Origin of the sequence: Kitasatospora sp. NPDC051702 (genome assembly GCF_040681575.1) — a bacterium.
Taxonomy (GTDB): Bacteria; Actinomycetota; Actinomycetes; order Streptomycetales; family Streptomycetaceae; genus Kitasatospora.
The window spans coordinates 36,426-46,561 of record NZ_JBFAZB010000063.1 but is presented as its reverse complement, the minus strand read 5'-3'; the positions used below and the strand labels follow the sequence as shown (position 1 = coordinate 46,561).

Annotated in this window: 10 protein-coding genes; 5 read left to right on the top strand and 5 right to left on the bottom strand. The window is 74.0% G+C overall.

Translation table 11 applies throughout. The features are described 5' to 3' along the window. Positions 1-178 precede the first annotated feature (178 nt). The gene (locus AB0N04_RS34990; protein ID WP_360222916.1) at positions 179-2,014 is read right to left on the bottom strand and encodes a M1 family aminopeptidase; all 1,836 of its coding nucleotides are present in this window, start codon (positions 2,012-2,014) and stop codon (positions 179-181) included. Positions 2,015-2,348: 334 nt separating this feature from the next. Between AB0N04_RS34990 and AB0N04_RS34985 the strand changes: the two genes are divergently transcribed. From AB0N04_RS34985 to AB0N04_RS34970, 4 genes are all read left to right on the top strand, one after another. After that, positions 2,349-2,978 (top strand): LysE family transporter, encoded by a 630-nt coding sequence (locus AB0N04_RS34985; protein ID WP_360222913.1) that lies wholly within the window; start codon positions 2,349-2,351, stop codon positions 2,976-2,978. Positions 2,979-3,249: 271 nt separating this feature from the next. Next, positions 3,250-3,987, top strand: a complete 738-nt coding sequence (locus tag AB0N04_RS34980) for a TetR family transcriptional regulator (RefSeq protein WP_360222910.1) — start codon at positions 3,250-3,252, stop codon at positions 3,985-3,987. 123 nt (positions 3,988-4,110) lie between these two features. Continuing rightward, positions 4,111-4,440 (top strand): hypothetical protein, encoded by a 330-nt coding sequence (locus AB0N04_RS34975; protein ID WP_360222907.1) that lies wholly within the window; start codon positions 4,111-4,113, stop codon positions 4,438-4,440. A gap of 15 nt (positions 4,441-4,455) precedes the next feature. Beyond that, positions 4,456-5,529 carry a M14 family metallopeptidase gene (locus AB0N04_RS34970; protein ID WP_360222904.1) on the top strand — a complete coding sequence of 358 codons (1,074 nt, stop codon included), beginning with the start codon at positions 4,456-4,458 and terminating at the stop codon, positions 5,527-5,529. 78 nt (positions 5,530-5,607) lie between these two features. On the opposite strand, the gene AB0N04_RS34965 is transcribed toward AB0N04_RS34970, so the two are convergent. The 4 genes from AB0N04_RS34965 to AB0N04_RS34950 form a co-directional block, all read right to left on the bottom strand. Continuing rightward, positions 5,608-6,993 (bottom strand): hypothetical protein, encoded by a 1,386-nt coding sequence (locus AB0N04_RS34965; protein WP_360222901.1) that lies wholly within the window; start codon positions 6,991-6,993, stop codon positions 5,608-5,610. Between the two features lie 6 nt (positions 6,994-6,999). Then, a complete protein-coding gene (locus tag AB0N04_RS34960) occupies positions 7,000-7,773 on the bottom strand; it encodes a hypothetical protein (RefSeq protein ID WP_360222898.1) in 774 nt (257 codons plus the stop codon). Between the two features lie 33 nt (positions 7,774-7,806). Next, the gene (locus AB0N04_RS34955) at positions 7,807-8,070 is read right to left on the bottom strand and encodes an ABC transporter permease (protein ID WP_360222895.1); all 264 of its coding nucleotides are present in this window, start codon (positions 8,068-8,070) and stop codon (positions 7,807-7,809) included. A 382-nt stretch (positions 8,071-8,452) separates the two neighbouring features. Next, the gene (locus tag AB0N04_RS34950; protein ID WP_360222892.1) at positions 8,453-9,082 is read right to left on the bottom strand and encodes a TetR/AcrR family transcriptional regulator; all 630 of its coding nucleotides are present in this window, start codon (positions 9,080-9,082) and stop codon (positions 8,453-8,455) included. Between the two features lie 282 nt (positions 9,083-9,364). Here AB0N04_RS34950 and AB0N04_RS34945 point away from each other — a divergent pair, with 282 nt between their 5' ends. Further along, complete coding sequence (locus AB0N04_RS34945) at positions 9,365-10,123, top strand: SDR family oxidoreductase (RefSeq protein ID WP_360222889.1); 759 nt, start codon at positions 9,365-9,367, stop codon at positions 10,121-10,123. Positions 10,124-10,136 lie beyond the last annotated feature (13 nt).

Here is a 10,136-nt window from a genome sequence, read left to right as displayed (position 1 = left end):
AACCAAGGTGAAGTGTCTGACGTCGTGATAGGAGACGACGTGCTTGCCGGTGGGGCCCACCGGCGGTGCGCCGTCGCTCGAAGGCGCGTACGACCCCGGGGCGCACCCCGCACCACCCGCCACCGGATCACCGGATCAACAGGTCACGGGACCAGCAGGTCACACGATCAGCAGGCCGTCACCCCTCGATCCGGTGCTGGGTCCAGAAGGAGGTCAGGTCGACGGTCGTGGCGGCCTGCGCGGCGGCCTTGAACTCGGCCGTCGTGGAGACCCCGTACCAGTGCGACTGCGCGTAGCCCTTCAGCAGCCCGGCCATCGCGGTGTCCCCGATGGCGCGGCGCAGGTCGTGCAGGGCGCACTTGCCGTAGCCGTACACCACCGTGGAGTAGCGCGAGGAGTTGGCGTCCCAGTAGGCCATCGAGTTGGTGATCTTCTCGGCCGACGAGGCCCAGGAGACGCTGTTCCAGCACCCGGAGCCGGTCTTGCCGAGCGCGAGGTCGGTGGCGTAGTCGGTGAACGCCTCGTCCAGCCAGGGGCTGTTGTACTCGTCGTCGCCCACGATGCCGTAGAACCACTGGTGGCCGATCTCGTGGGTGAGCGCGGTGGTGCTGACCAGGTCGAGGACGAAGCCGGGGTACTCCATGCCCCCGAACCAGAAGTTGTTGTCGATCACGGCGTCCAACTCGCCGTACGGGTAGGCGCCGAAGCGCTGGGCGTGCGCGTCGACCGCCGAGGTGGCGGTGGAGAGCATCGACTGCGCGTCGGAGGAGCTGATCCCCGCCACCGAGTAGATGTTGACCTTCACCCCGGCCGACGAGGTGCCGGATATCCGGGTGAACGGCCCGGCGCCCCAGGCGAAGTCGCGCACCTTGCTCGCGGTCGCCTTGGTGACGGTCCGCCCGGAGCTGCCGGGGGTGTCCACCGAGGTGCCGGTGGCGGGCACCAGCAGGCTCGACGGGTGGTCGAGCGTGACGGTGAAGTCGGAGGCCAGCGAGTAGAAGGCCTCGCCGTTGTTGGTGTACGGGTCGAGGTGCCAGCCGGCCGCGTCCCGGACGGCCAGCACCGGCAGCGCGTTGCCCAGGAAGTTGAAGGCACCGTCGCGGCCGAAGCGGTCCGCGCCGCTGGGCACGGTGATGCCCAGGTCGAAGCCGACCGTGCCGCTCTGGCCCTGGGCGAGCGGGGCCGGCAGGGTGATCTTCAGGGCGGTGCAGTTCACCGACAGCGGGGCGGCCGTGCCGCCGGTCACGTTGCTCACGGTGATCGGGGTGCTCGGGCAGCTGCCGTGCCAGTTGTCCCACAGCCGCAGGTAGACCTCGTTCAGCGGGGCGGCCGAGGCGTTGCTGAAGGAGACGCTCTCGTGCCCGGTCCAGCCGGCGCCGGTGGCGTCACTGGTGAGGTCGACCGTGTAGGCGGGCGCGGCCGGGGTCCGGGTCGGGTCGCCGGGCTGCGGCGGCGTGGTACCGCCGGAGACGTCGAGGGTGACGTCGTCCAGGACGAAGCTGGTCTGCAGGCTGGAGTCCTCGGCGCCGGTGAAGGCGAGGGTGACGGTCTTTCCCGCGAAGGAGGAGACGTCGACGGTCTTGTGCACGTACCCGCTCTGGGCGTCCAGGTTCGAGTAGGTCGCCAGGGTGGTGGAGCCGAGCTTGACGGTCAGTTTGTCGTAGGCCGTGGTGGTGGTCGTCTCGGCCGTGTCGACGTGCAGCCAGAAGCCGAGCGAGGCGGTGCCGCACCCGGAGGGGAGGGTGACGGACTGGGACAGCGTCTCGGTGTGGGTGGACCCGTACCCGTCGAGCCAGGCGAAGGAACTTCCGGAGTGCGCGGTCTGGCCGCCACCGCTGGTGATCGCGCCGCTCGGCGCCGTCCAGGGCGAAGTCCCGGACTCGAAGCCGCCGTTGGCCACGACCTGGGCGGGCGTGCAGTCAGCGGCACTCGCCACGTTGGGGGTGGCGAGGGCCGTGGTGCCGGCGGCGAGGAACAGGGCGGCGCCGGTGAGGGTGCGCAGGAGTCTTTTCATCGAAACCTCTCGAAGGAGCGAACCGGGAGCAGCAGCGTGACAGCAAAGCCCCTCATTTGAAAGGGGCATGCCAGATCGTGCGTCGCCGATCGATGCCGCGGAGCGGCCGACCCGGGCGGGCCGCGGACGCACGGGCCGCGGGCGTGCGCGACTCGCCCGTACGGGACACCGGCCGGCGGCCGTCGGAAAACCGGTTGCCGCGCCGCCGCCCCGACCGCCACCATCCCGGCATGACCGACCACACCGCCCGCCCGCTGCCCGTGACCGCCGCCGCCCGTCCGGCCCCGGTCCAGCAGCAGCCCGGCCGCCCCCGGAGGCCCGACCGCGCGCACGCGTGAGCACCGCCCTGGTCGCGGGCCTGCTCGCCGGGTACGGCGTCGCCGTGCCGGTGGGGGCCGTCGGGGCCTACCTGGTGGCGCTGACCGCCCGGACGACGCTGCGCACCGGCGTCTGCGCCGCGCTCGGCGTGGCGGCGGCGGACGGGATCTACGCCGTACTGGCGGCGTTCGGGGGCGGCGCCCTCGCCCCGCTGGTCGAGCCGGTGGCCCGGCCGCTGCGGGTCGGCTCGGCGCTGGTGCTGCTGGCGCTCGCGGCCCGGACGGCCCGCACCGCCCTGCGCGCCCACCGCGGCCGCTCCGGATCCGCCGCCGACGCTCCCGGGGCACCGCCGGGGCCGGGCCGGGCCTTCCTGACGCTGCTCGGGATCACCCTGATGAACCCGCTCACGGTGCTCTACTTCACCGCCCTGGTGCTGGGCGGCGGCCCGGCCCCGGACGCCGTCGCCCGGACGGTGTTCACCGCCGGGGCCTTCGCGGCCTCGGCCAGCTGGCAGCTGCTGCTGGCCTCCGGCGGCGCCCTGCTGGGCCGGCTGCTGACCGGGGCCCGGGGGCGCCTGGGCACCGCCCTGGGCTCGGCGGCGCTGGTGGCCGCGCTGGCCGTGCAGCTGCTCGCGGCCTCGTGGTGAGCACCGCGCCGACACCGCACCGCATCACCCCGCGTCACCCCGGACCGCCCCGCAGCGCGCCTCACCCGGCCCCCGGGCGAGGCGCCGGGGCCGCCCCCGGACGGCATCCGGCACCACCCCCGGAGGACCCGCGGGCCGTCACGGAGAGACACATCACCCCGAACCGGTGGAAACTTCGCTTGTATCCTGGTGGTGTATCCGCCTGACCTGCCGGACGGACCCCGGGCGCGGCCCGACGTTGTCGGCACCGACGCGGAGGAGTAGTGCGGACATGGTTGAGCAGGACGGCCCCGAGCGGCGGGCACGCCTGAGCCGTCCGCTGGTGCTGGCCGCGGCCGTGGCGCTGGTGGACCGCGAGGGCCTGGCCGCGCTCACCATGCGCCGGCTGGCGGCCGAGCTGGGCGTGGAGTCGATGGCCCTCTACCGGTACACCCCCGGCAAGGAGGCCCTGCTGGACGGCCTGATCGAGGCCTACTTCACCGAGCTCAACGAACGGCTGCGCGCCACCGCCGTCCGCGCGCCCGCCGCCGGGCCCTCCCCCGGCCCCGCCTGGCGGGCCGAACTGCGCCGCATCGCCGGGGCGTTCGCCGCCGTGGCGCACGCGCACCCGGAGATCCTGCCGCTGGTGGCGACCAGGCCGCTGAGCGTCCCGGTGGCCCGGCGGCCCGCGTCGGTGCTGCAGCTCACCGAGCACATCCTCGCGGTGCTCGGGCGGGCCGGCTTCGACGACGCCGCCGCGCTGACCGTCTACCGCGCGTTCGTCGCGTGGAACCTGGGCTGCCTGCTGGTGGACAAGCGCCAGGTGGTCGACAACCCGGAGGAGCCGGATCCGGTGCTGCGGCTCGGCCTGCACCGGCTGCCGGCCGCCGAGTACCCGCGGCTGCGCGCGCTGGTCCCCCGGTTCGCCGACTTCGACGACGCGGGAGAGCTGCTGAACGGCCTGGACGCCCTCCTGGACGGCCTGCCGGCGGCCCCCCTTGACGCGTTCTACGGCGGCGGCGCATCCTGAGGATACGAGGTACACGTCGGACATATCCGCTCACCAGCACGGCACCGCCGCCACACCGCGATCCGCGATCGCCGAGGCGTGACCGGCGCGGAGCGCCCCCGACGGCGCCCGGAAGAGGTCGCCATGTCCGCTGGACCCTCCACTCCCTCCCGACCCGACATCCTGAGGCTCCGCGTCACCGCCAAGGACGCGGACACCCTGCGCACGCTGCTGCGCGAGACCCGTCCCGACGTCGGCGGCCGTCCGTACGTCGAGGCCGACGGGCGCGTCAGCATCGACGCCTACGTCCCGGACGACCGGGTCGCCGCACTGCAACGCGACGGCGTCTCGGTGACCCGGATCGGCAACGCCAGCGAGGCCGGGCGCGCCGCCCAGGCCGAGGTCGGCGAGGGCGACCGCTTCGCCCCGGCCGACGCCGTCCCGCGCGGCCTGGCCGCCAAGCTCGCCGGCTGACCCGGGAGGACCGTCATGCCGTACCTGAACACCACCGAGGTCGAGTCCGCCCTGGCCAGCCTGGCCACCGCCTACCCCGGCACCACCCAACTGATCACCCTGCCCGAGGACTCCGTCGAGGGCCGCACCGCCCACGCGCTGCACATCGGCGGCCCCGCCCCGATCCCCAAGGCCTGCGTGATGATGATCGGCGGCGTCCACGCCCGCGAGTGGGGCAGCTGCGAGATCCTCGTCCACCTGGCCGCCGACCTGCTGGAGGCCGACCACAACGGCACCGGCCTCGGCTACGGCGCCACCGTCGTCACCGCCGCGGAGGTCCACGACCTGCTCCGGCGGCTGGACCTGGTGCTCTTCCCGCTGGTCAACCCCGACGGCCGGCGGTACAGCCAGAAGGTCGACCCGATGTGGCGCAAGAACCGCAACCCGGCCAACTCCGGCATCAGCCTGGACCCGGACTGCGTGGGCGTCGACCTCAACCGCAACTACGACTTCCTGTTCGACTTCGGCACCGCCTTCGCCCCGACCGCGAACCCGCAGGTGTCGACCGACCCGTGCGACCCGCAGGTCTACCAGGGCCCGAGGCCGTTCTCGGAGCCGGAGACCCGCAACGTCCGCTGGCTGCTGGACCAGTTCCCGCGGACCAGGTGGTTCGTCGACGTGCACAGCTACTCGGAGGACATGCTCTACAACTGGGGCGACGACGACAACCAGTCGGTCGACCCGGCGATGAACTACCGCAACGCGCAGTTCGACGGCCTCCGCGGGCTGCCGAACGACGTCGCGTACGCCGAGTACATCCCCAAGACGGACGAGGACGGCGCCGTCCTGCTCGCCGAACGGTTCTGCCAGGGCGTCAAGGGCGTGCGCGGCCGCACCTACAAGCCGATGAGCGGGTTCCACCTGTACCCGACCAGCGGGACCAGTGACGACTACGTCTACGCCCGCCACTTCGACGATCCCGACCAGGGCAAGGTGCTCGGCTTCACCGTCGAGTGGGGCACCAGCTTCCACCCGCCGTGGGCCGAGATGAGCCGCATCATCCTCGACGTGGACGCGGGACTCGTGGAGTTCTGCCTGGCCACCGCCTGAACCATCGTGCCCGACAGCAGGGTGCCCGCCACGACCGGTCGTGGCGGGCACCCGACGTGTGCGGGTGGGGGCGTGGAATCAGGCGGCCCGGTGGAAGAAGAACGGGTCCAGCGAGGGCGGCACCCGGCTGACGCCGTCCAGGTCCAGCAGCTGGTGCGTGGTGAAGTCGGCGTTGCGCTGGTACGTCACGCCGACCGGGAAGTTGGCCCGGTCGGGGGTGTTGTTCCCCGCGAAGATCCCGTAGAAGTCCCGGCCGACGGCGACCATCCGGATGTAGTCGCCCAGGTAGGGCAGGGCGCCGGGCGGGGCCTTCGGCACGTCGCCCGGGGCCTGGTGCAGGACGTGGGCCTCGGCCGTCGCACCGCCGTCGGCGGTCAGCTCCAGCGCCGTCGTCCACTGGTCGTGCGCCAGCTGCTGGTAGACCAGCCCGACCAGCCCGTCCGCGTTGATCGCCAGCGCCGGGTTCTTGGCGTTGACGAGGTCCGCGCGCGCCGGGGCCCAGGTCTGCCCCCGGTCGGTCGAGCGCCGCACGTGCAGGACGTAGTCGGTGGGCACGGTGCCGCCGGTGCCGTCGCACCAGGCGATCCAGACGGTGCCGGAGTCGGTCGGGTCGACGGCGATCGACAGGTCGGCGCCGGTGCGTTCCTGCCCCAGCGTCGCCGCCTTGACGTTGAACCGCACCCTCCGCCCGGCGGCCACCCGCTGGCCGGCGACGCCGTCGTCGGAGTCCCGCAGGTCCTGGAACGGGCTCGCGACCAGGGCGCCCTTGTCGTCGCGCGTCACCACGACGTCGAAGGTGACGACCAGCCCGGAGAAGTCGCTCCAGCTCTCGAACGCGGTGTACACCGTGCCGTCGGGGTGCAGCGCGATCCGCACCGGCGGGCCGTCGAACACCCGGTGGGCCCGCTGGTCGACCTGGACGGACCGGAAGGCGCCGTGGCCGTGCCGGGCGTCGGCGGAGACGTCCACCGTGGCGCTGTGCGGCTGGTGGTCGCCGTCGTTGTTGCCGACGTACACCACGTCCCGGCCGGAGCCGTTCACGACGGTGCCGCCGGCGACGACCCACGGCTGGTCCGGATTGTGGACCGCGGCGCGGTCGACGAGGACCTCCATCGGCGCGTCCGACGTGACGTCCGCGGCCCGCAGGACCTGGAGGTCGCCGTCCTCGCCGTTGAGGATGCCGGTGTACAGGGTGCCGCCCTGCGGCGCGAAGCCGACGCTGATGTCGCCGGTGCCGCCCGGGTCGGCGTTGCCGGGGACGACGCTGCGCAGCACCCAGGTGTCGCCGCCGTCCGCCGAGACGTAGACCGGGGCGAGCGGCCCGCCCATCGGATCCGGCGTGAAGGCGGTCGCCACCAGCTGGTTCGGGTTCTCGGGGTTGACGGCGAGGTTGGGCTCGCTGTCCAGGCTGGTGTCGCCGCTCAGCGCCCTGGGGGTGATGTCGACGACCTTGATGGTGGGCATCCCGGCTCACCTCCCTTCCCGCAGCACGGCGAGTCGCTGCACCGGCTGACGGTCGTCGGGGTGGAGCAGCTGGAACGGCGCCTCCGCGGCGAGCTCGCCCGTCGTGGCGTGCAACAGCCACAGGGCCTCCTGCCCGGGCGCCGGCTTGGGGACGTGCAGCCAGCGCCTGTCCCCGCTGCTGGGGTAGAGGACGGTGATCCGTCCGGGGGCGACGTCACCGGCCTCGACGATCGAGACGTCGAGGGCGGCGCGCCACCAGTGCGGGGCGTGCTCCGAGTGCGACGCCCGGTCGACGTCCTCCAGGCCGACCACGGTGGCGACGACCACGGCGTCCGTCTGCCCGGCGTGCGCCGCGAGGTCCTCCTCGCGGATGGTGCGCTGCACCGACGACAAGGGCATCTCGTCGGCGGTGGTGGCCGCCATCGAGACGTGCTGCTGGACGGCGTCGGCGGGCAGTCGGCCCAGCTCGACGACGCCGAGGCCCTCGCCGTAGACCAGGCCCCGGGTGAAGAACGCGGCCGTGTCGCCGACCGCGAGCGGGGACGCGTCGGCCGCCAGGCGGACGGTGACCTCGCTGCCGGCGAGCCGCCGGAAGCCGTTCGGCGCGTGCAGCACCTCGGTCACCGCGACGACGGCCGTGCGCGCGTCGTCCGCACCGGGCGGGACGGCCGCCAGCGAAGTGCCGCCGACCCTGGTGACCGTGCCCCGGAAGCCGAGCGGGGCCCGGCGCACGAGTGCGGCCAGGTCACCGGCCGCGGCGGCGGGTGTCGAGTCGCTCATGACGATCCTCCTCTCCGATCGTCGGTCGCCGGGTCACCGCGCCGCGCGGGCGGTGGAGGGGTGGGCCCGGCGCCATTCGGTCCGCGCGCCCAGCGCGCAGACCGCGGTGAGGGCCGCCGCGAGCGCGACGACCAGCCACTCGGCCGCGCCGCTGCCGGCGTCCGGGTCGAGCCCGAGCAGGGTCTCGATCCACTGCGGCCACACCAGGGTGATCAGGAACAGCAGCCCGGACAGGGTGCCGAGGGCGGTCTCCAGCCAGAAACGGGGCCGGACCGGACGGGATTGCTGGAGGGGCATCGCTGCGCCTCCCGTCTCCCCGGAGCCCGGGCCGCGCACGGCGCGCCGGGCGCGCCGTCCTGGTGCCGTCGTGCCCGTGGGCACGGCGGCACGACCGGCCGGGCCGGTCCGGGCCGGGGGTCGCCTCCCGTCGGCGCCGCCGGTCGGGGGGCGTGGCCGCCGCGGGAGGGGTTCTGCTGGGACGCGCGGTGTCGGGCCGCGCGGGGCACGGTGTCGGGACCGTGCCGGGGGTCCGTCGGGTCGGGCCGACGGGCACCGGTGGGGGCGGGCGCCGGAGTCGGCGCCGTACGCCTACGAGGCACACGTACTGCGTATACGAGTCTGCGCGCACGCCCGGGGCAGGTCAAGGGCGGGCCGGCCGGCCCGCCCGGACGCGCCCGTCTCAGATCCGGGCGCCCAGCATCCGGAGCACCAACTCTCCGTAGCGGCGGCCGAGTTCCTCGGGGGTCTCGGTGGAGCGGTCGGTGTACCAGCGGGAGACGTCGATGCCCAGCGAGGTCACTGCGCGAGCCGCCGTGCGGACCTCGGACACCTCGAAGGCGCCGGCCGCCACGCCCGCCGCGATCAGCGCGCTGACCTCGCGTTCGATGTCCAGGCGCAGCGCCGCGACGACGGCGTAGGCGTCCTCGGGCAGCGCGTGCAGCTCGTAGTTGACCACCCGGCCGACGGTGCGGGCCCGGGCGTGCCAGGCGGTGAACTGCTCGACCAGCCGCCGCATCCGCACCACCGGGTCCCCGCCGCCCGCCACCGCGTCGCGCACCAGCGCCAGCGTGGCCGCGTGGCCGGCCTGGCTGATCTCGGCCAGCAGCGCGGCCTTGGACTGGTAGTGGATGTACAGCGCCGCCGGGCTCATCCCGGCCGCGGTGGCGATGTCCCGGGTGGTGGTGGCGTGGAAGCCGCGCTCCGCGAAGGACTCGACGGCCGCCCGGAGCAGCCGGTGCGCCGCCTCGGGGCGGCTGTCGGCGCCGCCGGGCAGGACGGGCCAGAGGTCGGCGATGGGCGTGCTGGTCATGGCGCCATCCTCCCAGAGAACTCGTACACGCATTCCCCGCCGGGCGGTCGGCGGCTGTTGACAGGCTCCCGCACCACCACCATGCTGAGCAAGCGCTTAGTCACCGGTCGTGGCCGGGCCCATCCGGACTCCGCCGGCCCCCACGAGGACTTGCGACACCCGTGGCACCCGTCGAAGTCCGTCGCAGCAGATCCGTCGCAGCAAGTCCCCGGCGCAGCAAGTACGTCGAAGCAGATCCGTCGAAGCAAGTCCGTCGAACCGCGCGAAAGGCAGGACCCCTCCGTGGCGCACTCCTTCAAGGGCCGGGTGGCCGTCGTCACCGGATCGAGCCGGGGCATCGGCCTCGGCATCGCGCGCGAGCTGGTCGACCGCGGGGCGAAGGTCTGCCTGACCGCCCGCAACCCCGACCCGCTCGCCGAGGCCGTCCGCGACCTGGGCGGGCCGGACAACGCCATCGCCGTCGCCGGCAAGTCCGACGACCCGGCCCACCAGGAGGAGGCGGTCACCCGCACCCTGGAGGCCTTCGGACGGCTCGACCACCTCGTCAACAACACCGGCATCAACCCGGTCTACGGGCCGGTCCTCGACACCGACGAGGCCGCGGCGGCCAAGATCTTCGCCGTCAACGTGCTGGCCCCGCTCGCCTGGACCCGCCGCGCCCACGCCGCCTGGATGGGCGAGCACGGCGGCTCGGTGGTCAACGTGGCCTCCATCGCGGGCATCCGCGCCTCGCTCGGGATCGGCATGTACGGCATCAGCAAGGCCGCGCTGATCCGGCTCACCACCGAACTCGGCGCCGAGCTGGGCGGCCAGGGCATCCGGGTCAACGCCGTCGCACCCGCCGTCGTCAAGACCAGGTTCGCCGAGGCCCTGTACGAGGGCCGCGAGGAGCAGGTCGCCGCCGCCTACCCGCTGGGCCGGCTCGGCGTCCCGGAGGACGTCGCGGGCGCGGTCGCCTTCCTGCTCTCCCCGGACTCCGCCTGGATCACCGGCCAGACCCTGGTCGTCGACGGCGGGGTCACCCTCGGCGGTGGGCTGTGAGCGCGGCGGTCGA

Bases quoted from the DNA above. Each gene is read 5' to 3' on its own strand.
- AB0N04_RS34965 (WP_360222901.1), bottom strand. From the start codon at position 6,993: ATGCCCACCATCAAGGTCGTCGACATCACCCCCAGGGCGCTGAGCGGC.
- AB0N04_RS34950 (WP_360222892.1), bottom strand. From the start codon at position 9,082: ATGACCAGCACGCCCATCGCCGACCTCTGGCCCGTCCTGCCCGGCGGC.
- AB0N04_RS34970 (WP_360222904.1), top strand. From the start codon at position 4,456: ATGCCGTACCTGAACACCACCGAGGTCGAGTCCGCCCTGGCCAGCCTG.
- AB0N04_RS34960 (WP_360222898.1), bottom strand. From the start codon at position 7,773: ATGAGCGACTCGACACCCGCCGCCGCGGCCGGTGACCTGGCCGCACTC.
- AB0N04_RS34955 (WP_360222895.1), bottom strand. From the start codon at position 8,070: ATGCCCCTCCAGCAATCCCGTCCGGTCCGGCCCCGTTTCTGGCTGGAG.
- AB0N04_RS34990 (WP_360222916.1), bottom strand. From the start codon at position 2,014: ATGAAAAGACTCCTGCGCACCCTCACCGGCGCCGCCCTGTTCCTCGCC.
- AB0N04_RS34975 (WP_360222907.1), top strand. From the start codon at position 4,111: ATGTCCGCTGGACCCTCCACTCCCTCCCGACCCGACATCCTGAGGCTC.
- AB0N04_RS34980 (WP_360222910.1), top strand. From the start codon at position 3,250: ATGGTTGAGCAGGACGGCCCCGAGCGGCGGGCACGCCTGAGCCGTCCG.